Annotated in this window: 23 protein-coding genes; 17 read left to right on the top strand and 6 right to left on the bottom strand. The window is 72.8% G+C overall.

Annotated features, from left to right (window positions below; translation table 11 throughout):
- Positions 1-191 precede the first annotated feature (191 nt).
- Positions 192-761 carry a helix-turn-helix domain-containing protein gene (locus ACFT32_RS36605; protein ID WP_382497803.1) on the top strand — a complete coding sequence of 190 codons (570 nt, stop codon included), beginning with the start codon at positions 192-194 and terminating at the stop codon, positions 759-761.
- Positions 758-1,477 carry a helical backbone metal receptor gene (locus ACFT32_RS36600; protein ID WP_382497801.1) on the top strand — a complete coding sequence of 240 codons (720 nt, stop codon included), beginning with the start codon at positions 758-760 and terminating at the stop codon, positions 1,475-1,477. The genes ACFT32_RS36605 and ACFT32_RS36600 overlap by 4 nt, the downstream gene beginning before the upstream one ends.
- Here ACFT32_RS36600 and ACFT32_RS36595 read toward each other — a convergent pair.
- Positions 1,404-2,540 (bottom strand): TDT family transporter, encoded by a 1,137-nt coding sequence (locus ACFT32_RS36595; RefSeq protein WP_382497799.1) that lies wholly within the window; start codon positions 2,538-2,540, stop codon positions 1,404-1,406. The genes ACFT32_RS36600 and ACFT32_RS36595 overlap by 74 nt on opposite strands.
- A gap of 70 nt (positions 2,541-2,610) precedes the next feature.
- On the opposite strand from ACFT32_RS36595, the gene ACFT32_RS36590 reads away from it, so the two are divergent.
- Positions 2,611-3,546 carry a LysR family transcriptional regulator gene (locus ACFT32_RS36590; protein ID WP_382497797.1) on the top strand — a complete coding sequence of 312 codons (936 nt, stop codon included), beginning with the start codon at positions 2,611-2,613 and terminating at the stop codon, positions 3,544-3,546.
- Between the two features lie 45 nt (positions 3,547-3,591).
- On the opposite strand, the gene ACFT32_RS36585 is transcribed toward ACFT32_RS36590, so the two are convergent.
- The 3 genes from ACFT32_RS36585 to ACFT32_RS36575 all read right to left on the bottom strand — a co-directional run bounded on the left by ACFT32_RS36585 (position 3,592) and on the right by ACFT32_RS36575 (position 6,682).
- Complete coding sequence (locus ACFT32_RS36585) at positions 3,592-4,269, bottom strand: gamma-glutamyl-gamma-aminobutyrate hydrolase family protein (protein ID WP_382498128.1); 678 nt, start codon at positions 4,267-4,269, stop codon at positions 3,592-3,594.
- 44 nt (positions 4,270-4,313) lie between these two features.
- Positions 4,314-5,759: an ethanolamine permease gene (gene eat, locus ACFT32_RS36580; protein WP_382497795.1), complete on the bottom strand. Its 1,446-nt coding sequence runs from the start codon at positions 5,757-5,759 to the stop codon at positions 4,314-4,316.
- Between the two features lie 188 nt (positions 5,760-5,947).
- Entirely contained in the window at positions 5,948-6,682 is a 735-nt protein-coding gene (locus ACFT32_RS36575; RefSeq protein WP_382497793.1) for a FadR/GntR family transcriptional regulator, read from the bottom strand.
- A gap of 84 nt (positions 6,683-6,766) precedes the next feature.
- Here ACFT32_RS36575 and ACFT32_RS36570 point away from each other — a divergent pair, with 84 nt between their 5' ends.
- From ACFT32_RS36570 to ACFT32_RS36555, 4 genes are read left to right on the top strand one after another with little or no spacing between them, the layout of a single operon-like run.
- Entirely contained in the window at positions 6,767-8,131 is a 1,365-nt protein-coding gene (locus ACFT32_RS36570; protein ID WP_382497791.1) for a glutamine synthetase family protein, read from the top strand.
- A gap of 8 nt (positions 8,132-8,139) precedes the next feature.
- On the top strand, positions 8,140-9,513 hold the full coding sequence (locus ACFT32_RS36565) for an aldehyde dehydrogenase family protein (protein WP_382497789.1): 1,374 nt from the start codon (positions 8,140-8,142) through the stop codon (positions 9,511-9,513).
- Positions 9,510-10,295 (top strand): 3-oxoacyl-ACP reductase, encoded by a 786-nt coding sequence (locus ACFT32_RS36560; RefSeq protein ID WP_382497787.1) that lies wholly within the window; start codon positions 9,510-9,512, stop codon positions 10,293-10,295. Before ACFT32_RS36565 ends, ACFT32_RS36560 begins: the two co-directional genes overlap by 4 nt.
- A 28-nt stretch (positions 10,296-10,323) precedes the next feature.
- Positions 10,324-11,241, top strand: coding sequence for a DUF2510 domain-containing protein (locus ACFT32_RS36555; protein ID WP_382498126.1), 918 nt, complete (start codon positions 10,324-10,326; stop codon positions 11,239-11,241).
- A gap of 28 nt (positions 11,242-11,269) precedes the next feature.
- Here ACFT32_RS36555 and ACFT32_RS36550 read toward each other — a convergent pair whose 3' ends face one another.
- Positions 11,270-12,472: an amino acid deaminase/aldolase gene (locus ACFT32_RS36550; RefSeq protein WP_382497785.1), complete on the bottom strand. Its 1,203-nt coding sequence runs from the start codon at positions 12,470-12,472 to the stop codon at positions 11,270-11,272.
- Positions 12,473-12,739: 267 nt separating this feature from the next.
- Between ACFT32_RS36550 and ACFT32_RS36545 the strand changes: the two genes are divergently transcribed.
- From ACFT32_RS36545 to ACFT32_RS36535, 3 genes are read left to right on the top strand one after another with little or no spacing between them, the layout of a single operon-like run.
- The gene (locus ACFT32_RS36545) at positions 12,740-14,701 is read left to right on the top strand and encodes a hypothetical protein (protein WP_382497783.1); all 1,962 of its coding nucleotides are present in this window, start codon (positions 12,740-12,742) and stop codon (positions 14,699-14,701) included.
- Positions 14,698-15,936, top strand: coding sequence for a type VII secretion-associated serine protease mycosin (gene mycP / locus ACFT32_RS36540; protein WP_382497781.1), 1,239 nt, complete (start codon positions 14,698-14,700; stop codon positions 15,934-15,936). The genes ACFT32_RS36545 and mycP overlap by 4 nt, the downstream gene beginning before the upstream one ends.
- Before the next feature lie 59 nt (positions 15,937-15,995).
- Positions 15,996-16,724 carry an SseB family protein gene (locus ACFT32_RS36535; RefSeq protein WP_382497779.1) on the top strand — a complete coding sequence of 243 codons (729 nt, stop codon included), beginning with the start codon at positions 15,996-15,998 and terminating at the stop codon, positions 16,722-16,724.
- Between the two features lie 51 nt (positions 16,725-16,775).
- Here the strand turns inward: ACFT32_RS36535 and ACFT32_RS36530 are convergent, their stop codons facing one another.
- Positions 16,776-17,132 (bottom strand): DUF1844 domain-containing protein, encoded by a 357-nt coding sequence (locus tag ACFT32_RS36530; protein ID WP_215122530.1) that lies wholly within the window; start codon positions 17,130-17,132, stop codon positions 16,776-16,778.
- Positions 17,133-17,526: 394 nt separating this feature from the next.
- Between ACFT32_RS36530 and infC the strand changes: the two genes are divergently transcribed.
- The 7 genes from infC to pheT all read left to right on the top strand — a co-directional run bounded on the left by infC (position 17,527) and on the right by pheT (position 24,959).
- On the top strand, positions 17,527-18,189 hold the full coding sequence (gene infC / locus ACFT32_RS36525; protein WP_359896758.1) for a translation initiation factor IF-3: 663 nt from the start codon (positions 17,527-17,529) through the stop codon (positions 18,187-18,189).
- 109 nt (positions 18,190-18,298) lie between these two features.
- Positions 18,299-18,493, top strand: coding sequence for a 50S ribosomal protein L35 (gene rpmI, locus ACFT32_RS36520; RefSeq protein ID WP_059419477.1), 195 nt, complete (start codon positions 18,299-18,301; stop codon positions 18,491-18,493).
- A 95-nt stretch (positions 18,494-18,588) separates the two neighbouring features.
- Positions 18,589-18,972: a 50S ribosomal protein L20 gene (rplT, locus tag ACFT32_RS36515; RefSeq protein WP_004002577.1), complete on the top strand. Its 384-nt coding sequence runs from the start codon at positions 18,589-18,591 to the stop codon at positions 18,970-18,972.
- Positions 18,973-19,063: 91 nt separating this feature from the next.
- Complete coding sequence (locus ACFT32_RS36510) at positions 19,064-19,924, top strand: TrmH family RNA methyltransferase (RefSeq protein WP_382497777.1); 861 nt, start codon at positions 19,064-19,066, stop codon at positions 19,922-19,924.
- A 91-nt stretch (positions 19,925-20,015) separates the two neighbouring features.
- Positions 20,016-21,158 carry an ATP-binding protein gene (locus ACFT32_RS36505; RefSeq protein ID WP_382497775.1) on the top strand — a complete coding sequence of 381 codons (1,143 nt, stop codon included), beginning with the start codon at positions 20,016-20,018 and terminating at the stop codon, positions 21,156-21,158.
- A 166-nt stretch (positions 21,159-21,324) separates the two neighbouring features.
- A complete protein-coding gene (pheS, locus tag ACFT32_RS36500) occupies positions 21,325-22,446 on the top strand; it encodes a phenylalanine--tRNA ligase subunit alpha (protein ID WP_382497773.1) in 1,122 nt (373 codons plus the stop codon).
- Positions 22,446-24,959, top strand: coding sequence for a phenylalanine--tRNA ligase subunit beta (pheT, locus tag ACFT32_RS36495; protein ID WP_382497772.1), 2,514 nt, complete (start codon positions 22,446-22,448; stop codon positions 24,957-24,959). The genes pheS and pheT overlap by 1 nt, the downstream gene beginning before the upstream one ends.
- Positions 24,960-25,010: the final 51 nt, after the last annotated feature.

Raw genomic sequence — 25,010 nt, 5'->3', positions numbered from 1 at the left:
CCTCCCCTGAAGGCGGCGGATCCCCTGGCGCGAACCATGAGGTCGCGCACCGCCCTGTATGACGTCGATGTGACGGGCGCATGAAACGGTTTGCCGAACATGCGTAGGGTGCAGACAACTCAACAGAAGCGGTGCGCCGGGACACCGGCGCACAAGGACCGGATCGACGGGCGAAGGAGGGAGCCGGAGCGATGGGCGACCACAAAGAGCAGTCCCTTCGGGTGGGCGCGGCCGTGCGCCGCCGGCGCCGCGCGCTGGAGCTCACCCTCGCCGCCGTGGCCGAGCGCAGCGGCCTGTCGGTCCCGTTCCTGAGCCAGATCGAGAACGACCGGGCGCGTCCCAGCCGAAGCTCCCTGGAGAAGGTCGCCGACGCCCTGCGCACCACCGCCGTGGAACTGCTCGCCGCGGCCGACCCGGCGTGCAGCGTGGACGTAGTCCGCGCCGAGAACGGCGAACCGCTGCCCCGGCCCCGGACCCGGTCGCTGGTGCGCGGCCACCACCAGATGCACGCCTCCGAGTTCATCGGCGACCATGACGCGGGCCGGGAATTCCAGTACCGCAACGACCAGTTGATGTACGTCGCCGACGGCGCGGTGGAGATCGAGGCGGAGGGCCGCGCCTACCGGCTCGGCCGCGGCGACACGCTGTACCTCACAGGCGGCGTACGGCACCGCTGGCGGGCCACGGAGTCGGACACCCGCGTGATCGTCGTCGCCGTGGCGGAGCACATCGAGGCGGTCCGGGACCGGCCGCGCCGGTGAGGGTCGTCTCGCTGGTCCCCTCGCTGACCGAGGCCGTGGCCCGTTCCGCGCCCGGCGCCCTGGTCGGCGCCACCGACTGGTGCACCCATCCGCCCGGCCTGGACGTCGTGCGCGTCGGCGGCACGAAGAACCCGAAGCCCGAACGGATCGTCTCCCTCGCCCCCGACCTGGTGATCGCCAACGAGGAGGAGAACCGCGAGCCCGACCTCGCGGCCCTGCGCGCGGCGGGCGTCGAGGTCCTGGTGACGGAGATCCGCGACGTGCCGGGGGCCTTCCGGGAACTGGCCCGGGTCCTGGATGCCTGCGGGGTGGCGGCGCGCCCGCGCTGGCTGGACGAGGCGGAGCACACCTGGTCGTCCCTGCCGCGGCCGGTGACCCGCCTGACGGCGGTCGTGCCGATCTGGCGCCGCCCCTGGATGGTCCTGGGCCGCGACACCTTCGCGGGCGACGTCCTGGCCCGCCTCGGCATCGACCACGTACACACGGCGCACCCCGAGCGCTACCCCCGCATCCCGCCGGCGGAGTTGCGCGCCGCGGCGCCCGACCTGGTGATCCTCCCGGACGAGCCCTACCGCTTCACCGCCGACGACGGCCCCGAAGCCTTCCCCGGCCTGCCCTGCGCGCTCGTCAGCGGACGGCACCTCACCTGGTACGGGCCATCGCTGGCCGAGGCGCCACGGGTCCTGGAGCGGGCCCTGCGAGCAGCTCGCCCCTGAGCAGCCCGCGTACGGTGCCCGCGGCGGCGGTGCCCCACGCGACGACCAGCACCGCGTACAGGACGACCGCCGGCCCTTCGTAGGCCACGAGCCCGGTGTGCCGGCCCAGGGCCTCGGCGCCGGTGACGCAGGTGCCGACCGGGAAGGTGAACGACCACCACGTCATCGCGAACCGCATCCCGTGCCGCCGGGCGCGCAGCACATGGACGGTGGCCAGGCAGAACCACAGCAGCGCGAACCCCATCACGGGCACGCCGTAGAGCACGGCGAGCACACCGAAGCCCTGGCTGTACGGCTCCGGTACGACTCCGGGGGCGGTGTCCGCGAAGGCGCCGACGGCGGTCGTCGACTGCCCGAGCGGGCCCAGCACCAGGAACAGCGTGGGGGTGAGGGCGAGGGGCAGCGGTCCGCCGGTGAGCAGCCGCCCGAAGACCAGCGGCAGCATGACGAGCGTCGCGAGCAGACTGAGCCCGAACAGCGCGAAGCAGCCCAGCAGCAGCGTCTCCCGGGCCTGCCCGGGAGGCAGATGGGGAACCAGCTGCGGCCCGACGGCGGCCGACACCATGGGCGCGACCAGCGGCAGCAGCCAGACGGGGTTGGCCTGTCCCGCTTCGACCCGGTGCCGTACGGCCATCAGATACGGCACGGCGACGGCGGCGGCCAGCCCGAGAGCCGTACCCGCGCTGAACAGCACGCCGTCGAGCGCGACGGCCGCGCGGACGCCGATCACGTCCCGGCCCACGGTGAGCGCGCCGCCGCCCACGGCGAGCAGGGCCATGGCGAGACAGCCGTAGAAGGGGGCCGTCGCCGGGTCGAGGAGATGGGCGCGGGCCTGGTCCCGGTGGTGGGCCCAGTGCAGGGCCCGGGCCCCGAGCAGGGTCAGGAGCAGGACGAGCGCGAGGGCCCAGACACCGGCGAGCACGGGGCGCAGCCCGGGGAGGTGCGACGGCAGGGCGGCTCCGGCGGTGGCGACGACGGCGGTGCCCATGACGGTGGCGTACCAGTTGGGCCCGAGATGACGGACCGACACGGGGTACGCGAGGGGCTGGGCTGCGGTGACCATGACTCCACGGTCGGTCCGCCGGAGCCGTACCACCAGGGACCATGCCTCTATGGCGACATAAGCTGGGTTTATGAGCAGGACGGATGAGCAGGGTGACGTGCCGACCACCGCGACCGGGTCCCTGGCACACCGGGTGCCGGATCTCGGGGCGCTGGAGCTGCTGTTGGCGGTGGCGCGGCTCGGCAGCCTCGGCGGGGCGGCGCGGGAACTCGGCATCACCCAGCCCGCGGCGAGCAGCCGGATCCGGTCGATGGAGCGGCAGCTCGGTGTGGCGCTGGTCGACCGTTCGCCCCGCGGGTCCCGGCTGACGGACGCCGGTGCGCTGGTGACGGACTGGGCGCGGCGGATCGTCGGGGCGGCGGAGGCGTTCGACGTCGGGGCGCAGGCGCTGCGCGACCGCCGTGACTCGCGGTTGCGGGTGGCGGCGAGCATGACGATCGCCGAGTACCTGCTGCCGGGCTGGCTGCTCGCGCTGCGCGCCCAGCGGCCCGACACGGCGGTGTCCCTGCACGCGGGCAACTCCACGGTGGTGGCGGAACGCCTGCTGTCGGACGAGGCGGATCTGGGCTTCGTGGAGGGGCTGTCGGTCCCGACGGGGCTGGACTCCGTCGTCATCGCCCACGACCGGCTGATAGTGGTCGCGGCCCCCGGCCACCCGTGGGCCCGCCGGCGACGGCCGCTGGCGGCGGGGGAGTTGGCGTCGACACCGCTGATCCTGCGTGAGAAGGGTTCGGGTACGCGGCAGGTCCTGGACGCGGCGCTCGGGGGGCTGGCCCGGCCGCTGATCGAGTTGTCCTCGACGACGGCGGTCAAGGCGGCGGCGGTGAGCGGGGCGGGGCCGTCGGTGCTGAGTGAACTGGCGGTGGGGGAGGAACTGGCGATGCGGCGGCTGGTGAGTGTGCCGGTGGAGGGGGTGGCCTTGGCGCGGGATCTGCGGGCGGTGTGGCCTACGGGGCATCGGCCTACCGGTCCGGCGCGGGATCTGCTGTCGCTGACGCGGGGGTAGTTTCATCCCCAGGGGGCTCCGCCCCTGGGCCGTGTGCGTATCCGCTCAGGCCGCTGCTGCCGCCTCCACCAACGCTCGCATCACCCGCACGTCATCCCCCATCTCCGGGTGCCACTGCACACCCAGCACCCACCCCGGGTGAGTCGGCAGTTCCAGCGCCTCGATCGTCCCGTCCGCCGCGTACGCCGACGGCACCAGGCCCTCGCCCAGCCGGTCCACGGCCTGGTGGTGATACGTCGGTACGAATGTCTCCTCCGGTACGACACCGCCGTACAGACTCCCCGGCACCGGCTTGACGGTGTGGCCGCCGAAGACGCCCACCTGCTCCGCGTGCCCGTCGATGTGCTGCACCAGCGTCCCGCCGAGCGCGACGTTGAGCAGCTGCATGCCCCGGCAGATGCCCAGCAACGGCACCCCGGCCGCCAGCGCCGCGTCGATCAGCGCCAGCTCCCACGCGTCCCGCTCCCGCGCCGGCAGCCCGGTCCGCGGCTCGCGCTCCGCGCCGTAGCGGACCGGCTCGACATCCGGCCCGCCCGCGATGACCAGCCCGTCCAGCCGGGCCACGACATCGGCCGCGTGCAGCGGGTCGTCCGGCGGAACCATCGCGGCCAGCGCGCCCGCCCGCCGCACCAGCCGCGGGTAACCGGCCGGCAGCAGCGCCGCCTCCAGCTCCCACACGCCCCAGCGCGCACCGGACTCCAGATACGTGCTGACCCCGATCAACGGCCTGGACACAGAAACTCCCTCACCTCGACGCCCCGGTTTCCTCAGTCCCGTGACAACTCTGCCTCGGCCGCCGCCAGCGCCGCGAACTCCTCCTCCGGTGCCTTCGCCACCAGCCGCTTGCGGCTGTACAGGCCGAAGTACCCGATGGCGACGATGTACACCACGAGCGCGATGACAGCCGCCGTCACATCCACCAGGAACGTGGCCACCAGCGCCGCACAGGCCAGCACCAGGGCGACCGAGGAGGTCAGCACCCCGCCCGGCGTACGGTACGGCCGCGGCAGCTCCGGCTCGCGGCGGCGCAGCACGATGTGCGACAGGGACATCAGCGCGTAGGAGATGGTCGCGCCGAAGACGGCGATGTTCAGCATGCGGGCGCCGTTGCCCGACCACGCCGCCAGCACGAAGCCGATCGTGCCGGGCACCAGCAGGCCCAGATATGGCGCCTTGCGGCGGCTGGTGAGGGACAGGAAGCGGGGCAGATATCCCGCGCGGGACAGGGCGAAGAGCTGGCGCGAGCCCGCGTAGATCAGGGAGAAGAAGGAAGCCACCAGGCCGGCGAGGCCCGCGTAGTTCACGATCCGGCTCAGTGTCGTCGCCTCGCCGCCCGGCTGCAGTGCCTCGACCAGCGGGTTGCCCGCCTCCTGGATCGCCGCGGAACCGCGTGCGCCGGCCGCCGCGAAGAACGTGACCACGGCCAGCACCACCAGGATGCCCATGGACCAGCGGATCGCCTTCGGCAGCGTACGCGCCGGGTCCCTGGTCTCCTCGGCGGCCAGCGGCACCCCCTCGACGCCCAGGAAGAACCACATGCCGAACGGGAACGCCGCCCAGATGCCGAGCAGGCCGAACGGCAGCCAGGAGCTGGATCCCGCGGCCGAGGCGTCGACCGGGATGTCGTCCAGCGACGCGAAGGAGAAGTCGGGCAGGGCCGCCAGCCCGAACACGATCAGGGCGGCGACCGCGATGCCGGTGACGACGAAGCTGAACCGCAGCGCCTCGCCCACGCCCCACAGATGGATGCCGAGGAAGATCGCGAAGCAGACCAGGTACACCGGCCAGCCGGACTCCAGGCCGAACAGGCCCAGCGACTCGACGTAGTCCCCGATGAAGATGACGATCGCGGCGGGCGCGAGGACGTACTCGATGAGGATCGCCGTACCCGTCAGGAAGCCGCCCCAGGGCCCCAGCGCCCGACGGGCGAAGCCGTAGCCGCCGCCCGCCGTCGGCAGGATCGAGGACAGCTCGGCGAGGGCGAAGACCATACAGGCGTACATCGCGCCCATGAGCACCATGGCGATCGCGAGCCCGCCGAAGCCGCCCTCGGCCAGGCCGAAGTTCCAGCCCGAGTAGTCGCCGGAGACGACGTAGGCGACACCGAGGCCGGTCAGCAGCACCCAGCCGGCACTGCCGCGGCGGAGCGCTCTGCGCTCCAGATAGTCGTCGCCCTCCGGGGCGGCGGGAGGGGTGGCGGATTCCTGGGACATGGGCAGACTCCCCACGGGGCGGCGGACACGGCGTCGAGCGGGCTTCGACTCAATGCGACTCGATGGAACTCGATGGAACTCAATGGAATGAGGCCATACCTTTGCGGTGCCGACCGAGGGAAGGCAAGACCCGTGCGTTAATCGCCCGTAAATCCTCACGGCGCCACCGCGCCGGAACACGGCCCGGCTCAGCCCAGGAACCCGCGCAGCAGCGCCGCCGTGCCTCCGCAGTGCTCGCGCATGATCTCCCGCGCCTGGTCCGCGTCGCCCTCGATCACGGCCTCCACCAAGGCGGTGTGCTGCCGCTGGGAGTGCTCCAGGTTGCGCACCAGGAGCGGGATGCAGTCGAGCAGGTCGTTGACGCTCGCACGCACGGCCGCGTACTGGGCCGTGAGCGTGGGGGAGCCGGACAGCTCGGCGATCGTGAGGTGCAGCAGCGTGTCCAGACGGCGGTACTCGGCGAGCGGGGCGTCGTGCGTACGGGCCAAGGCCTCGCGGAGCTGTCCGGCCTGCTTCTCGTCCAGTCCGTGGGCCGCGCACAGCCCCGCGGCGCCCACCTCCAGCACCTCCCGGAAGCGCAGGACGTCCTCTATGTCGACCTCGGCGACCCGGCGCCGCAGCTCGTCCTCGCCGCCGGCGTCCGTGCGGTGCCGTACGAACGTCCCGCCGTACCGGCCGCGCCGTGACTCGACGAGACCCTGGTCCTGGAGCACCTTCAGCACCTCGCGCAGCGTCACCCGGCTGATCCCCAGCCGCTCCGCCAGCTCCCGCTCGGCCGGCAGCCGCTCGCCCCCCGCCACCAGGCCCAGCCGTACGACCTGAAGGATCTGCTCCAGCGCCTCCTCGAAGCCGTTGCCCGCGCGCACCGGCCGCAGCACCGGCGTCAGTCCGTCCCGCACCTCGCCCCCAGCTTCCTCCGGCATGTGGCCGTACCCCCTTCCCAAGCAATGGTTCTCCGCAATACCTTATGGCTCCCGGCGGATCCAAGGAGCCTAGGAGGCCCTCCCGTGGCAGACCGCACAGCCCCGCTCAGCGTCGAGGAGCTGCACGCCCTCGTCGCGGGCGGTGAGATCGACACTGTCGTCCTGGCCTTCCCCGACATGCAAGGGAGGCTCCAGGGCAAGCGGTTCGCCGCCCGCTTCTTCCTCGACGAGGTGCTCCAGCACGGCACCGAGGGCTGCAACTACCTGCTCGCCGTCGACACCGAGATGAACACCGTCGACGGGTACGCGATGTCCTCCTGGGACCGCGGCTACGGCGACTTCGCGATGCACCCGGACCTGAGCACCCTGCGCCGCGTCCCCTGGAACGAGGGCACGGCCATGCTCCACGCCGACCTCGCCTGGAGCGACGGCTCCCCGGTCGTCGCCGCGCCCCGCCAGATACTGCGCCGCCAGCTGGAACGCCTGGCCGAGCTCGGCTACACCGCCCAGGTCGGCACCGAGCTGGAGTTCATCGTCTTCAAGGACACCTACGAACAGGCGTGGGACGCCAACTACAGAGGCCTGACCCCGGCCAACCAGTACAACATCGACTACTCGGTCCTCGGCACCGGCCGGATCGAGCCCCTGCTGCGCCGCATCCGCAACGAGATGGCGGCGGCCGGCCTCACCGTCGAGTCCGCCAAGGGCGAGTGCAACCCCGGCCAGCACGAGATCGCCTTCCGCTACGACGAGGCCCTGGTCACCTGCGACCAGCACTCCGTCTACAAGACCGGCGCCAAGGAGATCGCCGCCCAGGAGGGCATGTCGATCACCTTCATGGCCAAGTACAACGGGCTCGAGGGCAACTCGTGCCACATCCACCTCTCGCTCGCGGACGCGCACGGCGGCAACGCCATGGCAGGCGACGGCGAAGGCGGCATGTCGGACGTCATGCGCCACTTCCTCGCCGGCCAGCTCGCCGCCCTGCGCGACTTCTCCCTGCTCTACGCCCCCCACATCAACTCCTACAAGCGGTTCCAGCCCGGCTCCTTCGCCCCGACCGCCGTCGCCTGGGGCCACGACAACCGCACCTGCGCGCTGCGCGTGGTCGGCCACGGCCGCTCCCTGCGCTTCGAGAACCGGCTGCCCGGCGGCGACGTCAACCCCTACCTCGCCGTCGCCGGACTCGTGGCGGCCGGTCTGCACGGCATCGAGCAGAAACTGGAGCTGCCCGAGCCCTGCCCCGGCAACGCCTACACCGCCGACTTCGCCCACGTCCCCACCACCCTGCGCGAGGCCGCCGAGCTCTGGGAGAACAGCCCCGTCGCCCAGGCCGCCTTCGGGGACGAGGTCGTCGCGCACTACCGCAACATGGCGCGGGTCGAACTGGACGCCTTCGACGCCGCGGTGACTGACTGGGAGCTGCGCCGCTCCTTCGAACGCATGTGAGGCCCCTCTTGTCTTCCGAGCACCTCCTGGAAGTACTGAACCCCGCGACCGAGGAGGTCGTCGCCGCCATCGCGGCGGCCGGCCCGGCCGATGTCGACGCCGCGGTCACCCTGGCCACCCGGGCCCAGAACGTCTGGGCCGCCCTGGCGCCGGGCGACCGCGCCCGGCTGCTGCGCCGCTTCGCGGCCACCGTCGACGAGCACCTCGAGGAACTGGCCCGTCTGGAGGTCCGCGAGGCCGGCCACCTCATCGGCAACGCCCGCTGGGAGGCCGGCAACGTCCGGGACCTGCTGGACTACGCGGCCGGGGGAGTGGAGCGGCTCACCGGCCGGCAGATCCCGGTGCCCGGCGGCCTGAACGTCACGATCCTCGAACCGCTCGGCGTCGTCGGCGTGATCGCGCCCTGGAACTTCCCCATGCCGATCGCCGCCTGGGGCACCGCCCCCGCCCTCGCGGCCGGCAACGCGGTCATCCTCAAGCCCGCCGAGACCACACCCCTCACCGCGCTGCGCCTCGCCGAACTCGCCCTGGAGGCAGGGCTCCCGGAACACCTCTTCCAGGTCCTGCCGGGGCACGGCGCCGTCGCGGGCGAAGCACTGGTACGACACCCCGGCGTCGCCAAGGTCGTCTTCACCGGCTCCACCCGCACCGGGACGCGCGTCGCCGCGCTCGGCGCCGAGCAGGTCAAGCCCGTCACCCTCGAACTCGGCGGCAAGAGCCCCAACATCGTCTTCGCCGACGCCGACCTCAAGACCGCCGTCGACCCCTTCTCGTTCCTGGACAACTCCGGCCAGGACTGCTGCGCCCGTACTCGCATCCTGGTCCAGGAGCAGGTGTACGACGAGGTCCGTGAGCTGCTCGCGAAGGCGCTGGCCGACGTGGTGGTGGGCGATCCGGCCGACGAGCGGACGCAGATGGGCCCGTTGATCTCCCGGCAGCAGCTCGACCGCGTCCGGGGCTATGTGCCCGAGGGCACCCCGGCCCTGCGCGGCAGCGCACCCGAGGGGCCCGGCTTCTGGTTCCCGCCGACCGTGCTCACCGGCGAGCAACCCGACTCGGCGGCGGCCTGCGAGGAGATCTTCGGCCCCGTGGCCGTCCTGCTGCCGTTCACCGACGAGGCGGACGCGATCCGCCTGGCCAACGGCACCCCGTACGGCCTGTCCGGTTCCATCTGGACGAGGGACGTCGGCCGGGCGCTCCGCGTCTCCCAGGCCGTCCGCGCCGGCAATCTGTCCGTCAACTCCCACGCCAGCGTCCGCTACTGGACCCCGTTCGGCGGCTACAAGCAGTCGGGCGTCGGCCGCGAGCTCGGCCCCGAGGCCCTGGCCGCCTTCACCGAAACCAAGAACGTCTTCATCAGCACGGAGGGCCCCGCACAGTGACTGCTCAGGACACCATCTGCCGCCGTCTGGTCGGCCGCACCGCCGTCGTCACCGGAGCCGGCAGCGGCATCGGCCTCGCCGCCGCGCGCCGTCTCGCCTCCGAGGGCGCGCACGTCGTCTGCGGCGACGTCGACGAGGTACGCGGCAAGGCCGCCGCCGAAGAGACCGACGGCACCTTCGTCAAGGTCGACGTCACCGACCCCGAGCAGGTCGAGGCCCTCTTCCGGACCGCCTACGACACCTACGGCAGCGTCGACATCGCCTTCAACAACGCCGGCATCTCCCCGCCCGACGACGACTCCATCCTGGAGACCGGCCTGGAGGCCTGGAAGCGCGTCCAGGAGGTCAACCTCACCTCCGTCTACCTGTGCTGCAAGGCCGCCATCCCCTACATGCGGCGCCAGGGCCGGGGCTCGATCATCAACACGGCGTCCTTCGTGGCGAGGATGGGCGCCGCCACCAGCCAGATCTCGTACACGGCCTCCAAGGGCGGCGTCCTCGCCATGTCCCGCGAACTGGGCGTGCAGTTCGCCCGGGAGGGCATCCGCGTGAACGCCCTCTGCCCCGGCCCGGTCAACACCCCGCTCCTCCAGGAGCTGTTCGCCAAGGACCCGGAGCGCGCCGCGCGCCGTCTGGTGCACATCCCGCTGGGCCGCTTCGCCGAGGCCGAGGAGATCGCCGCCGCCGTCGCCTTCCTGGCCAGCGACGACTCCTCCTTCGTGAACGCCACCGACTTCCTGGTCGACGGCGGGATCGCGGGGGCGTACGTCACCCCCCTCTAGGCCCTGGCTCTAGAGTGCCGGGATGAGCATGACGCCTCCGCCCGGCTGGTATCCCGACCCGCACGGCCCCCATCTGGAACGCTGGTGGGACGGCACGGCCTGGACCGAGCACCGCCGCGCGCCGGGGGGCGCCGCGGGCCCGGTGCCTCCGCCCCCGGGCGGCGGCACCGGGCGGGCGAAGGTGATCGCCCTCGTCGCCGCCGGGGCGGTCCTGGTCGCGGCGATCGTCACCGGAGCCGTGGCCCTCACCAGCGGCGACGACAGCGGCGCTGAGACGAGGACGATTCCGACGCCCTCCGGCCCCACCGCGCCGGAATCCTCGGCATCCTCGGAGCCGGCTCCCGCGGCGTCCGCCTCCGAGCCGTCCGCCGACGACCCGGCGGTCGTCGAGGACCAGCTCAACGGCGTCACCTTCCCGCTGCTCGACGGCTGGGTCCGCCCGCAGTACGTCGCCGAGGACGACGTCGTCATGACGACGGACGGCACCTACGACTGCCCCGGCGACGGCACCGCCTGCCGCCACGGCCTCGTCTTCTCCCGCACGGTCACCGCGAACGACGAGAAGTCCCCCGAGGCCCTCGCCAAGGCGGACATCTCCGAGGCGGCCAAAGATGCCTACGACCGCGACCGGATCGGCCGCAAGCCCTACGGGGGCATGGAATCCCACGAGGTCGTCAAGTCCGGTCCGGTCGCGGTGGCGGGCCGCGCCGGGTACTTCGTGCGCTGGCGCGTCCACACCGCCAAGGGACCGGGCGGCTACGTCCAGTCGCTCGTCTTCCCCTCCAGCGTCGGCACCGAGTCACCCGTCCTCGTCCGCTACGTCTTCGACGCGGGCGAGGACGGACCGCCGCTCGCCGACATGGACCGCGTCACCAAGGGCATCCGCCCGGTCGGCGACGGGGACACGGGCGGCGGCGTCGGCAGCAGCATCGGCCCGTCGGACTGAACGGCCGGCGGGCTGACGGGCTGACGTCCTACAGGAACGTGTGACCCTCGCCGCGGTAGGTCGGCACGGTCGCCGTCACCGCGTCGCCCTCGATCAGCTGCAGCCGCTCGAACCGCTCGCACAGCTCACCGGCCTTCGCGTGCCGGAACCAGACCTTGTCACCGATCAGCAGATCGTCGGCGGGCGAGCCGAGCAGCGGAGTCTGCACCTCACCGGCCCCCTCCTGAGGGTCGTAGCGCAGCCCCTCGGGCAGATACGGCACGGGCGACCGGTCGGCCCCGGCGGCCCCGGAAGCCGGATACCCGCCACCGAGCACGGTCACCACGCCCACCCCGGGCCGCCGGACGACCGGCTGGGCGAAGAGGGCCGCCGGACGGCCGCTGAACGACGTGTAGTTGTCGAACAGCCGCGGCAGGTACAGCCCCGACCCGGCGGCGATCTCGGTCACCGAGTCCTCCGCCGCCGTGTGCTGCACCGAACCGGTGCCGCCGCCGTTGACGAACTCCAGCCCCGGCACGACGGCCCGCACCGCGCGCACCACCTCCGCACGCCGCTCGGCGAGTTCACGCTTGGCGGCGGCCTGCATCAGCCGTACGGCACGGGACCGCAGCGGGCGCCCCGCCACCGCGTCCCCGACACCGGCGACATGCCCCTCGTACGCCATGATCCCCACGACCTCGAAGCCGGGCCGCCGGGCCACCGCCCGGGCCACGTCCGCGACCTGCGCGGGGGAGTGCAGCGGCGAACGCCGGGCCCCGACGCGCACCCGCCCGCCGAGCAGCCTCAGGGACGTGTCCAACTCCAGGCACACTCGCACCACTTCACGACCGCCACCCCGCGAGGCGTCGATCAGATCGAGCTGGGCCACATCGTCGACCATGACGGTGACGGCGGCGGCGAGCTTGGGATCACCGGCGAGCTCGGCGAACGCGGCACGGTCGGCCGACGGGTAGGCGAGCAGCACGTCCTCGAACCCCGACCGGGCCAGCCACAGCGACTCGGCGAGCGTGAAGGACATGATCCCGGCGAAGCCCTCCCGGGCCAGAACGCGTTCCAGCAGCGCCCGGCACCGCACGGACTTGCTGGCGACCCGGACGGGCTTGCCCCCGGCGCGGCGGACCAGATCGGCGGCGTTGGCGTCGAAGGCCTCCAGGTCCACGATCGCGAGAGGGGCGTCGAGATGGGCTGTGGCCCGGTCGTAACGGGCCCGGTCGGCGGCGCGCGCAGTCATGAACGCAGCCTGCCAGACTGGATTACCGCAGGGTAGGGGGACGTTCCGGGCAGATGCCCCGGGGTCGTGGACTGGTTCCCGTTCGTGCGGCGACAAGCCGTAGAGTGACGCGCACGTACGGCGGACGAGCCGGCCGGGGATCCGCGCCGGATGACGCTCCGTCCGTACGGGTATGTGTGCCCGGGACGATTCCGTGCCGGGCCTCGGGCAGGGCGCCACCGGCCCGCGCGGAACGCAGCGGCCCGGGCACGAGGAAACGGGGGGTGCATGAGCACGGAAGCGCGGCGTGCCTCCTTCCCCCCACGCCCCAGCAGCCCACCGCGTCCCCCGCACCCCCCGAAGAACACGACAGCCGAACCGCCCGACACGGCCACGGGCGACGACGCCCCGTCGGGTGCGGACGGGCGCGAGTCAGCTGACACCGGCCGGTCGCGCACCATGCAGGGCGAGGGCTCGACGACGGGTTCACCGAGGCTCTCCGCGCAGCGGGACACCGACCAGCCCGGTTCTTCCGTCGCCGGGGCGCGTGGTGTGTCGGACGGGCGTGGGTTCTTCGATGCCGGTGGCCTGACGGCAGGTGCGCAGGGGCCCTCCTCGGCGCGTGAGGCGGCCTCGACGGGCTCTGCCGCCGAGGACCGGGACTCGTCCCGTGGGCGCTCCGGTGCGGGTGGCTCGTCGGCAGGGGACGGCACCGGGCCCGGAACGGCGGCCCGGGGCGGCGGCTCGTCCGGTCCGGCAACCTCCGGCACCCGCGGCGGTGCGAACGGCCGCCCTCGCTTCCCGAGCCTCGGCGCCACCGCGCCCGAGCGCACCGAGCGCACCGAGCCCACGACACCGCCCCCGCCCCTCGCCTCCGCCCGCTTCCCGGACACGCCGCCCGGCGTCCGCCTCGAGAGCCGGCCCGCGTCGAACAGGCCGTCCACACCGCCCGACACCCCTCCGCGGCCGCGTCACCTTCCGGGCTCCTCCGTCCGGCCCGGGCCGCTCCCCATGCCACGCCGTACCGGCGCCCCCGCCGAGAACGCGGCGGAGACGACCCGACGCCTGCGGCCGATCCCCGCGGACCCGTCACCCGCCGAGCGGTCCGACCGGCCGGCCTCCGGGACCACCGAGACCTCCGGCCGTCCCGGCCCCGTACGCCCCGGCACCCCGCCGCCCCTCACGCGTGAGCCGCAGGCCGGTGAAGGTCTGTTCGCCGGAGCCGGAGCCGGAGCCGGAGCCGGAGCCGGTGCCGGCTCCAGTTCCGGTTCCGGTGAGGGCCTGGGGACGCGCGTGCCGCCCGCGCCCACCCAGCGGCCCCGCCCTGCCGCCTCGGCCCCTCCGCTCCCGGACTCCGCCCCCGCCTCCCCCGACCCGGCCTTCTCCTGGAGCGCCCCCCTGACGCCCGGCGGAACCCTCACCGGCGCGCGGCCCGTCGTGTCGTTCGGGGAGCCCGAGGGATACGACGGTGAAGCCCGGCCCCGCCCGCTCGGCCGGCGCGGTGCGTCGCAGGCCGCCGCGGCCGCGGCCTGTCTCGTGCTCGGGCTGGGACTCATCTCGGGCGCGGTCACCGGCAGCTGGCTGGTCGGGGACTCCGGTGAGGAGGGCTCGCGCAGCACCTTCGCCACGGCCGGCAGCCTCTGGCACAACGTCCCCGTCGACCAGTTGTTCCCGCCCACCGTGGAAGGCCGGGGCGCCGGCCCCGGCGGAGCCGACCGCACCTGGACCCGGATCGCCGTCGCCCCGGACAGCGGTTGCAAGGACGCCTTCGACCCCCTGCTGCGCAAGGCCCTCGCCCCCGTCGGCTGCGAACGGCTCCTGCGCGCCACCTACACCGACGCCACCCAGAGCTATGTGACCACCGTCGGCCTGCTCTTCACCACCGCCGACGCCCCGGGCATGACCTCCCTCGCGAACCGTTTCCGCAAGGAGCGCCTGGACCGCCGCAACGACCTGATACCCCTGCCGTACGCCGCGAAGGACACCCCCGCCGTCCACTTCGGCGCGGGGCAGCGCGCCGCCTGGACCGTCTCCGTGCTCACCGAGGCGCCGGTCGTCGTCTACGCCGTCTCCGGCTGGGCCGACGGCCGTACCGTCGACGACCCGCAGCCGGCCGAGGACGCCATGGAGCCGAACGCCACCACCGCCCCGGCCCAGGCCGGCCTCGGCAACGAGGCGCAGGGCCTCGCCGACCGCGTCGAACGCGGCCTCCGCAAGAACGTCCGCTCGGCCACGGAGCAGCCGTCGTGAAAGCCGCAAGCCGCCCGGCGGGCCGAGCCCCCGCGCCCCGGCGGGCCGTCGCGCCCCGGCGAGCCGTCCCGTTCCGGCGGGCCGGAGCCCTGGGCGTCCTGCTCGCCGCCGGCCTCGTCCTGCTCCCCGCCCCCGCCGCCCACGCCGACAGCATCCGCGCCCAGCAGTGGGCCCTGGAGGCCATGCACACCCAGGAGGCCTGGCAGACCACCAAGGGCGACGGCGTCACCGTCGCCGTCCTGGACACCGGCGTCGAGGCCGACCACCCCGACCTGACCGGCAACGTCCTCACCGGCAAGGACCTGGTCGGCTTCGGAGCCGAGCCGGGCGATCGCGCCTGGGCCCGGCACGGCACCGCCATGGCCGGCATCATCGCCGGCCACGGACACGGCCCGGGCAACGCCGACGGCGTCCTCGGCATCGCCCCCGAGGCGAAGATCCTCCCCGTCCGCGTGATCCTGGAGGACGGCGACCCCTCCCGAGCCAAGGCCCGCAGCACCCGCGGCAACGCCCTCGCCGAGGGCATCCGCTGGGCCGCCGACCACGGCGCCGACGTCATCAACCTCTCCCTCGGCGACGACTCCGCCTCCGCACACCCCGAACCCACAGAGGACTCGGCCATCCAGTACGCCCTGAAGAAGGGCGTGGTCGTCGTCGCCTCCTCGGGCAACGGCGGTGAGAAGGGCGACCACATCTCCTACCCGGCCGCCTATCCGGGCGTCATCGCGGCCACCGCCGTCGACCGCTCCGGAACCCGCGCCTCCTTCTCCACCCGCCGCTGGTACGCCACCGTCAGCGCCCCCGGCGTCGACGTCGTCATCGCCGACCCCGACCACAAGTACTACGAGGGCTGGGGCACCAGCGCCGCCGCCGCCTTCGTCTCCGGCGCCGCGGCCCTGGTCAAGGCCGCCCACCCGGACCTGGCCCCGGCCCAGGTCAAGTCGCTCCTCGAGGACACCGCCCGCAACGCCCCCGTCGGGGGCCGCGACGACTCCCGGGGCTTCGGCTTCATCGACCCGGCCGCCGCCATCAAGGCCGCCGACGGGCTCGAGCCGGAGGGCCTGCGCTCGGCGTCGCACGGCGAGAAGTACTTCGGCAGCGGGCCGGACGCCGCCGCCTCCGGCGACGACACCGCCGACTGGGCCGCCCCCCTCGCGGGCAGCGCCGGCGGCGTCCTGCTGGTGGCGGCCGTGGTCCTGTGGCGCGGCCGCCGCACGAGCCGCGACGACTTCTAGCGGCCGGCCGTCAGAACCGCCGCCGAAGCCGCGGCAGCCGGCCGATAGGGTCGACGACCGTGGCGAACAAGAACATCCCCGACTCCGGCTTCTCCGACGACGACGGCTCCGCCGACCCCCGGCTGAGCGCGGCACTCGCCGCCTGGTCGGAGGACCGCGCCGCAGTGGGCCCGGTCCTCGACGCCCTCAAGGACGCCCGGCTGCTGGTCCCCGTCGTGGCCGTGCTCGGCGAGGTCGAGGAGGACGAGCGGGGACTGCGCCGCGAGAAGACCAGCGACATGGCCGTACCGACCCTGAAGGCCGGCGACCGCACCGCCCTCCCCGCCTTCACGTCCACGGACTCCCTCGCCCGCTGGGACCCGGAGGCGCGCCCCGTCGCCGTGCCCCTGCACCAGGCCCTCCAGGCCGCCGCCCACGAGAAGGCGGACACGGTCGTGCTGGATCTGGCGGGACCCGTGCCCTTCGAACTGACCGGCTCCGCGCTGCTCGCCCTCGCGGAGGGGCGGTCCAGCACCGACCCGCTGGCCGACCCGGCCGTGATCGCGGCCGTACGCGAGGCCGTGGCCGCCGAGCCCGCCGTCCTGCGCGCCCATCTCGGACCGGGCCGGGCCGACGGCACCCTCGCCCTGGTCCTCGAAGAGTCGGCGACCCCGGCCGAGGCCGCCCGGGCCGTCGCCGAGCGGCTCGCCGCCGACGAGACACTGAGGGCCCGCCTGGTGCGCGGCCTCGACCTGGCACTGCTGCCGGCCGAGGCGACGCCCCCGGGCGAGCCCCTGTACGAACGCTGACGGACTGGCGGTGGCCGGCCGTAACCGGTTGGCCGCGGCCGGCCTCCCGGACTAGCCGTAGACCGGGCCCGTGTACTTCTCGCCCGGCCCCTGGCCCGGCTCGTCCGGGCTCAGCGACGCCTCGCGGAACGCCAGCTGCAGCGACTTCAGACCGTCGCGCAGCGGCGACGCGTGGAAGGAGCTGATCTCGGTCGCGGAGGCGTCCAGCAGGCCGGCCAGCGCGTGCACCAGCTTGCGGGCCTCGTCCAGGTCCTTGTGCTTGTCGCCCTCCTCGGTCAGACCGAGCTTCACCGCGGCGGCGCTCATCAGGTTGACGGCGACCGTCACGATCACCTCGACCGCCGGGACCTCGGCGATGTCGCGGGCCATGGCGTCGAAGTCGGGGGACTCAGGAGGGGTCTCACTCATGCCCCACACGATAGGCGCAGGACGGGCCCGAGCCGCACCAGGCCCCACGGCGTCCCAATTAGCCTCTCCTGGCCGTTGCTGGTAACCTCGTGTAACGACCGGTCGGACCCGTATGCCTCACGGCCCGCGAGCCCGGCCCACAAGTGGAGGCTTTCGAACTCCCACCTGACCGCCCCCAGGGCGGCGGGTCACCGGTCAGACGATCCCGTCCCAGCGGCGGCGATCCGTCCGAAAGCGCGCCCCGCGGTCACCGCGGCGGTGCTCCGGTAGTTCGAGGAGCCCCGCCTGGGATCGTCCGGGGCATTTTTTCTGCTTCCGCTCGGTTAGGTCTATCGAATAGAGACGTTACGCGGCCGTCCGCCAGACCGTCGCGTGGTGCTACCGAGGAGGATCCATCAGCGCCGAGCCCCGCATCAACGACCGGATTCGCGTTCCCGAGGTGCGACTTGTCGGTCCCAGTGGCGAGCAGGTGGGCATCGTCCCGCTGGCCAAGGCACTGGAGCTTGCGCAGGAGTACGACCTGGACCTGGTCGAGGTCGCGGCGAATGCCCGTCCGCCCGTGTGCAAGCTCATGGACTACGGGAAGTTCAAGTACGAGTCGGCCATGAAGGCCCGTGAGGCGCGCAAGAACCAGGCGCACACGGTCATCAAGGAGATGAAGCTCCGGCCGAAGATCGACCCGCACGACTATGACACCAAGAAGGGTCACGTCGTCCGGTTCCTCAAGCAGGGCGACAAGGTCAAGATCACGATCATGTTCCGTGGTCGCGAGCAGTCCCGGCCCGAGCTGGGCTACCGACTGCTGCAGCGTCTCGCGGAGGACGTCCAGGACCTCGGTTTCGTGGAGTCGAACCCGAAGCAGGACGGCCGAAACATGATCATGGTCCTCGGTCCGCACAAGAAGAAGACCGAGGCGATGGCCGAGGCTCGCCAGGCGCAGGAGGCCCGCAAGGCGGAAGCGAAGGCCAACCCCGGCCGTTCGCAGAACGCCGCGGAAGCCGACGCGGACGCCGACGTGGACGTCGAGGCGCCGGCCGAGGAGCCCGCCGAGGCGTGACCCCTGGGGACGTGAGTCCCGAGGAAGCAACCGAAACAAGACGACGCTCCACCGTGCCCGGTTTCACGACCGGGCACCGGAGCGCCACCGACGAGGAGAGTACGGCGCTATGCCGAAGAACAAGTCGCACAGCGGGTCCAGCAAGCGCTTCAAGATCACCGGCTCCGGCAAGGTGCTCCGCGAGCGCGCCGGCAAGCGCCACCTGCTCGAGCACAAGTCGTCCCGTGTGACGCGTCGCCTCACCGGCAACGCCGAGATGGCCCCGGGCGACGCCAAGAAGATCAAGAAGCTTCTCGGCAAGTGACGCTTCGGCGCGCGAGCGCCGTACGTCAGGACCGGGACCCAATCGATTTCGGGCCGTGTGACGACCACCGCGGCCCCGCTACAAGGAGTTAAAAAGTGGCACGCGTCAAGCGGGCAGTGAACGCCCACAAGAAGCGCCGGGCGATCCTCGAGCAGGCTTCCGGCTACCGCGGTCAGCGTTCGCGCCTGTACCGCAAGGCCAAGGAGCAGGTCACCCACTCGCTGGTCTACAACTACAACGACCGCAAGAAGCGCAAGGGTGACTTCCGTCAGCTGTGGATCCAGCGCATCAACGCCGCTGCCCGCGCCAACGGCATCACGTACAACCGCTTCATCCAGGGTCTGAAGGCCGCGAACGTCGAGGTCGACCGCAAGATCCTGGCCGAGCTGGCCGTCAACGACGCCGGTGCGTTCGCCGCGCTCGTCGAGGTCGCTCAGAAGGCGCTGCCGAGCGACGTCAACGCGCCCAAGGCTGCGTGACGCCGCGCCGGCCGCAAGCCGACGTGATTCAAGGACCCGCAGGCCGAACGGCCTGCGGGTCCTGCTGTGCAGCTAGGAGAAAGTGAACAGGATGTCCCCCGCCACGCCCGAGCTCATCTCCCCCCGCTCGCCCCGTGTCCTGGCCGCGCGGCGGCTGGCCAAGCGGAACTTCCGGGGGAAGGAGCGGCTGTTCCTCGCGGAGGGGCCGCAGGCCGTGCGCGAGGCGGCCGGGCATCGGGCCGGGGACACGGCCACGCTCACGGAGCTGTTCGCGACGCTGGAGGCCGCCGAGCGGTACGCCGACATCCTGGGGGCGGTCCGGGACGCCGGCGCCCGGGTGCACCTCGCCTCCGAGCAGGTCATCGCCGACATCTCCACCACCGTCACCCCGCAGGGACTCGTCGGCGTCTGCCGCTTCCTGGACACGCCCTTCGAGGAGGTCCTCCAGGCGCGACCCCGGCTCGTCGCCCTCCTCGCGAACGTCCGCGACCCCGGCAACGCCGGCACCGTACTGCGCTGCGCCGACGCCGCCGGTGCCGAGGCCGTCGTCCTGACCGACGCCTCCGTCGACGTGTACAACCCCAAGGCCGTCCGTGCCTCCGTCGGCTCCCTGTTCCACCTGCCCGTCGCCGTCGGCGTGCCCGTGGAGCAGGCGGTCGACAGGCTGCGGGCCGCCGGTGTGCGGGTCCTCGCCGCCGACGGGGCGGGCGACCGCGACCTCGACGAGGAGCTCGACAAGGGCACCATGGGCGGGCCCACCGCCTGGGTCTTCGGGAACGAGGCCTGGGGCCTCCCGGAGGAGACCCGCGCCCTCACCGACGCCGTCGTGCGCGTCCCGATCCACGGGAAGGCCGAGAGCCTGAACCTCGCCACCGCCGCCGCCGTATGTCTCTATGCGTCCGCGCGTGCACAGCGCGCCGCCGGAGGGTGCCGTTCCGTCACCGGGAACTAGTAGGGTGACCAGCTCAGGGACCCTCCCCCAAGCTGTCGGCTGCGCTCGAGCAGGGGGGACCCCCATGGAACCTGAGAGGTGGGGAACGGGGATGAGCGTCGGGACGAGCAGCGCACCGGGAGCCCAGGACGCCGGGCACCCGCCCGCCGCGTTCGGGCCGCCCGGTGATCTCGCCGGCCTCGGCATAGACCCCGACCAGCTGCCCGACGGACTCGTCGTCGCCGACGAGCAGGGCCGCGTGATCTGCTTCAACGCCGCCGCCCAGCGCATCACCGCCGTCAGCGCCCGGGACGCCCTCGGGCAGCGGCTTGAGAAAGCCCTGCCGTTAGAAGACCTGGAGGGCCGCCGCTGGTGGCAGCTGACCGACCCGTACGGCGGCCTCGCCATCCGCGTCGGACAGCCCGAGCGCAATCTCCTTCTCCCCGGCGGGCGTGAAGTGCTGGTCTCCGCGCGCTACGTCCGCGGCCGGCCCACCGGGCCCGTCCGGCGCCTCGTCGTCACCCTGCGCGACACCGAGGCCCGGCGCCGAACCGAGCGCAGCCACGCCGAGCTGATCGCCACCGTCGCCCACGAACTGCGCTCCCCGCTCACCTCGGTCAAGGGCTTCACCGCCACCCTGCTCGCCAAGTGGGAACGCTTCACCGACGATCAGAAGCGGCTGATGCTGGAGACCGTCGACGCCGACGCCGACCGGGTCACCCGGCTCATCGCCGAGCTGCTCGACATCTCGCGGATCGACTCCGGCCGGCTGGAGGTGCGCCGCCAGCCCGTCGACATCGGCGCGGCCGTCGGACGGCACATCCAGGCCTACGTCGCCGCCGGGCAGCGGGCCGACCGGTTCCTGCTGCGCGTCCAGCAGCCGCTGCCCGACCTGTGGGCCGACCCCGACAAGATCGACCAGGTGCTCAGCAACCTCCTGGAAAATGCCGTGCGGCACGGCGAGGGAACTGTCACGATCGACGTCACGGCCACGGCGTCCCCCCGAGAGGGCGAGGACACCGGTACGTCGGTCACGGTGAGCGACGAGGGGCCCGGTATCCCGGAGGAGTCCATGAACCGCGTCTTCACCCGCTTCTGGCGGGGCAGCAAGCGCGGCGGCACCGGCCTCGGGCTCTACATCGTCAAGGGCATCGTCGAGGCCCACGGCGGCACCATCACGGTCGGCCGGGCGCCCGGCGCCGGCGCCGAGTTCCGATTTACGTTGCCCGTGAGCGCTCCGGCCTATCTCGCCTGAGTGCCCGCGGGCGCATTCGTATACCTCCACCCCGTTAGACTCGGCCATTGGCACCCATGTGTCCTGCACACGGCCCATCGCGGAGTCTCGGAGTGGGTGACGGGGACCCTCAGCGTGGGGGCACCTCCCAGCGGTAGCTGGGGGACAATCGGAAGCACGGGAAGAGATGTCGGCACCCAATAAGTCGTACGACCCGGTCGAGGTCGAGACACTGAAACCGGAAGAGATCGAGCGCATGCGGGACGAGGCGCTCGCCGCCTTCGCCGCCGCGGACTCCCTCGACGCGCTCCAGGAGGCCAAGGTCGCCCACACCGGCGGCACCTCCCCGCTGGCCCTCGCCAACCGCGAGATCGGCGCCCTGCCCCCGCACGCCAAGGCGGAGGCCGGCAAGCGCGTCGGCCAGGCACGCGGCGCCGTGAACAAGGGCCTCGCCGCCCGCCAGGCCGAACTCGAGGCCGAGCGGGACACCCGCGTGCTCGTCGAGGAGGCCGTGGACGTCACGCTGCCCCACGACCGTGTACCGGCCGGCGCCCGGCACCCGCTCACCACACTGTCGGAGCGCATCGAGGACATCTTCGTGGCCATGGGCTACGAGGTCGCCGAGGGGCCCGAGGTCGAGGCCGAGTGGTTCAACTTCGACGCCCTGAACATCGGCCCGGACCACCCGGCCCGCGGCGAGCAGGACACCTTCTTCGTGAAGGGTCCGAAGGGCGGCACCGAGTCCGGCGTCGTGCTGCGCACCCACACCTCGCCCGTGCAGATCCGCTCCCTGCTCGACCGCGAGCTGCCGGTCTACGTGATCTGTCCCGGTGTCGTCTACCGCACCGACGAGCTGGACGCCACGCACACGCCCGTCTTCCGCCAGGTCGAACTGCTCGCGGTCGACGAGGGCCTCACCATGGCCGACCTCAAGGGCACCCTGGACCACATGGTCCAGTCGCTGTTCGGCGAGGGCATGAAGACCCGGCTGCGGCCGAACTTCTTCCCCTTCACCGAGCCGTCCGCCGAGATGGACATGGTCTGCTACGTCTGCCGAGGCGCCTCCGTCGGCAACCCCGACCGCCCCTGCCGCACCTGCTCGTCCGAGGGCTGGATCGAGCTGGGCGGCTGCGGCATGGTCAACCCGCGCGTGCTGCGGGCCTGCGGTGTCGACCCGGAGAAGTACAGCGGTTTCGCCTTCGGGTTCGGCATCGAACGGATGCTGATGTTCCGCCACAACGTCGAAGACATGCGAGACATGGTCGAGGGTGACGTCCGGTTCACCCGGCCGTTCGGGATGGAGATCTGATGCGGGTCCCGCTTTCTTGGCTGCGGGAGTACGTCGACCTGCCGGAGACGGAGACCGGTCGTGACGTGCAGGCCAAGCTGATTTCGGCCGGTCTGGAGGTCGAGACCGTCGAGCAGCTCGGCGCCGACCTCAAGGGTCCCCTGGCCGTGGGCCGGGTGGCGACCATCGAGGAGCTGACGGAGTTCAAGAAGCCGATCCGCTTCTGCACCGTCGACGTCGGCCAGGCCAACGGCACCGGCGAGCCCCAGGAGATCGTCTGCGGCGCCCGCAACTTCGCCGTCGGCGACAAGGTCGTCGTCGCCCTGCCCGGGGCCGTCCTGCCCGGTGACTTCCAGATCGCCGAGCGCAAGACCTACGGCAAGATGTCGCGCGGCATGATCTGCTCCAGCGACGAGCTGAACATGGGCGACGACGGCACCAAGGGCATCATCGTGCTGCCGCCGGAGACCGAGGTCGGCAAGGACGCCGTCGAGCTGCTGGAGCTGGTCGACGAGGTCCTGGACATCGCCGTCACCGCCAACCGCGGCGACTGCCTGTCCATCCGCGGCGTCGCCCGCGAGACCGCCATCGCCTACGGCCTGCCGCTGCGCGACCCGGCCCTGCTCGACGTGCCCGGCCCGAACGCCTACGGCTACCCGGTGCGGATCTCCGAGCCCACCGGCTGCGACCGCTTCACCGCCCGTACGGTGGCCGGCCTGAGCGCCGAGGCCCGTTCCCCGATCTGGCTGCGGCGCCGGCTGCAGAAGGCCGGCATGCGCCCGATCTCGCTCGCCGTCGACGTCACCAACTACGTGATGATGGAGCTCGGCCAGCCGCTGCACGCCTACGACCGCGGACTGGTCCAGGGCACCATCGGCGTACGCCGGGCCGAGCAGGGCGAGAAGCTCACCACCCTCGACGGTGTCGAGCGCACGCTGGGCGCCGAGGACCTGGTGATCACCGACGACCGCGGTCCGATCGGGCTCGCCGGCGTCATGGGCGGCGCCAACACGGAGATCGCCGACCACGACGACGTGGAGAACGCCACGGCCGACGTGGTGATCGAGGCCGCGCACTTCGACGCGGTGTCGATCGCGCGCACGGCCCGCCGGCACAAGCTGTCCTCCGAGGCGTCCCGGCGCTTCGAGCGCGGCGTCGACCCGCAGGCCGCGGCCGCCGCCGCGCAGCGCACCGTCGACCTGCTGGTCCTGCTCGCGGGCGGCACCGCCGAGGCCGGTGTCACCGAGGTCCTCGCCCCGACCGCGCCGCACACCATCACCCTCCCGGCCGACCACCCGGACAAGGTCGCGGGCGTCGTGTACGGCCGCGAGACCGTCGTACGCCGCCTCCAGCAGGTCGGCTGTGACGTGTACGGGCAGGACGAGCTGATCGTCACCGTGCCGTCCTGGCGGCCCGACCTCACCGACCCGAACGACCTGGCCGAAGAGGTCATCCGACTGGAGGGCTACGAGAACCTGCCCTCCACGCTGCCCAGGCCGCCGGCCGGCCGTGGCCTGACCCACCGGCAGCGGCTGCACCGCCGCGTCGGCCGGGCCCTGGCCGGTGCCGGGTACGTCGAGGCGCCGAACTACCCGTTCGTCAGCGAGCAGGTCTTCGACCAGCTCGGCCTGGAGTCAGACGACCCGGCCCGCCGTGTCGTGCGGCTCAGCAACCCGCTGAGCGACGAGGAGCCCGCGCTGCGCACCTCGCTGCTGCCGGGCCTGCTGGGTGCCCTGCGGCGCAACGACGGCCGGGGCTCGCACGATCTCGCGCTGTTCGAGACCGGCCTGGTCTTCCAGCCGCGCGAGGAGCAGCCGACCGCCGCCGTGCTCACCGTCGACCGCCGCCCGACCGACGAGGAGATCGCCGAGCTGAACGCCGCGCTGCCCGTGCAGCCGCGGCACGCCGCCGTCGTCCTCGCCGGTGCCCGCGAGCAGTCCGGCTGGTGGGGCAAGGGCCGTCCGGCCGACTGGGCCGACGCGGTCGAGTCGGCGCGGAGCGTCGCCCGTGAGGCGGGCGCCGAGCTGATCATCCGCAAGGGGCAGTACGGACCGTGGCACCCGGGCCGGTGCGCCGAGCTGGCGATCACCGTGGACGGTGCCGAGCGGGTCGTGGGGCACGCGGGGGAGTTGCACCCGCGCGTCGTCAAGGCGCTGGGGCTGCCCGCGCGTACCTGCGCGATGGAGATCGACCTGGACGCGGTGGAGAAGGCCGGCGACGCCACGCTGACGGCGCCGCGGATCTCCGCGTTCCCCGTCGCCACGCAGGATGTCGCCCTGGTCGTCGACGCGGTGGTTCCGGCGACGGAGGTCGAGGAGGCCCTGCGTGCCGGGGCCGGGGAGCTGCTGGAGTCGATCCGGCTGTTCGATGTGTACGAGAATGTCGAGCAGTTGGGTGAGGGACGGAAGTCGCTCGCCTACGCGTTGCGCTTTCGGGCGGCTGACCGGACGCTGACGGTGGATGAGGCGTCGGCGGCCCGGGATGCGGCGGTTGCCCGAGCCGGTGAGCGTGTGGGCGCCGAGTTGCGGAGCTAGGGCCGGATCACTCATCTGGGTGGTAAGGGTAGGTAATCCTGCCCTTTCCGG

Origin of the sequence: Streptomyces sp. NPDC057002, from assembly GCF_042673825.1 — a bacterium.
Lineage (GTDB): Bacteria > Actinomycetota > Actinomycetes > Streptomycetales > Streptomycetaceae > Streptomyces.
Note: the sequence above shows the minus strand (reverse complement) of the source record. Positions and strands in the feature narration are given on the sequence as shown.

What these genes read in the sequence shown, in the direction of transcription:
- ACFT32_RS36605 (WP_382497803.1), top strand. Translation starts at nt 192, where the DNA reads ATGGGCGACCACAAAGAGCAGTCCCTTCGGGTGGGCGCGGCCGTGCGC.
- ACFT32_RS36550 (WP_382497785.1), bottom strand. Translation starts at nt 12,472, where the DNA reads ATGACTGCGCGCGCCGCCGACCGGGCCCGTTACGACCGGGCCACAGCC.
- eat (WP_382497795.1), bottom strand. Translation starts at nt 5,759, where the DNA reads ATGTCCCAGGAATCCGCCACCCCTCCCGCCGCCCCGGAGGGCGACGAC.
- pheS (WP_382497773.1), top strand. Translation starts at nt 21,325, where the DNA reads ATGTCGGCACCCAATAAGTCGTACGACCCGGTCGAGGTCGAGACACTG.
- pheT (WP_382497772.1), top strand. Translation starts at nt 22,446, where the DNA reads ATGCGGGTCCCGCTTTCTTGGCTGCGGGAGTACGTCGACCTGCCGGAG.
- ACFT32_RS36530 (WP_215122530.1), bottom strand. Translation starts at nt 17,132, where the DNA reads ATGAGTGAGACCCCTCCTGAGTCCCCCGACTTCGACGCCATGGCCCGC.
- ACFT32_RS36555 (WP_382498126.1), top strand. Translation starts at nt 10,324, where the DNA reads ATGACGCCTCCGCCCGGCTGGTATCCCGACCCGCACGGCCCCCATCTG.
- ACFT32_RS36505 (WP_382497775.1), top strand. Translation starts at nt 20,016, where the DNA reads ATGAGCGTCGGGACGAGCAGCGCACCGGGAGCCCAGGACGCCGGGCAC.
- ACFT32_RS36595 (WP_382497799.1), bottom strand. Translation starts at nt 2,540, where the DNA reads ATGGTCACCGCAGCCCAGCCCCTCGCGTACCCCGTGTCGGTCCGTCAT.
- ACFT32_RS36510 (WP_382497777.1), top strand. Translation starts at nt 19,064, where the DNA reads ATGTCCCCCGCCACGCCCGAGCTCATCTCCCCCCGCTCGCCCCGTGTC.
- rpmI (WP_059419477.1), top strand. Translation starts at nt 18,299, where the DNA reads ATGCCGAAGAACAAGTCGCACAGCGGGTCCAGCAAGCGCTTCAAGATC.
- ACFT32_RS36590 (WP_382497797.1), top strand. Translation starts at nt 2,611, where the DNA reads ATGAGCAGGACGGATGAGCAGGGTGACGTGCCGACCACCGCGACCGGG.
- ACFT32_RS36545 (WP_382497783.1), top strand. Translation starts at nt 12,740, where the DNA reads ATGAGCACGGAAGCGCGGCGTGCCTCCTTCCCCCCACGCCCCAGCAGC.
- ACFT32_RS36575 (WP_382497793.1), bottom strand. Translation starts at nt 6,682, where the DNA reads ATGCCGGAGGAAGCTGGGGGCGAGGTGCGGGACGGACTGACGCCGGTG.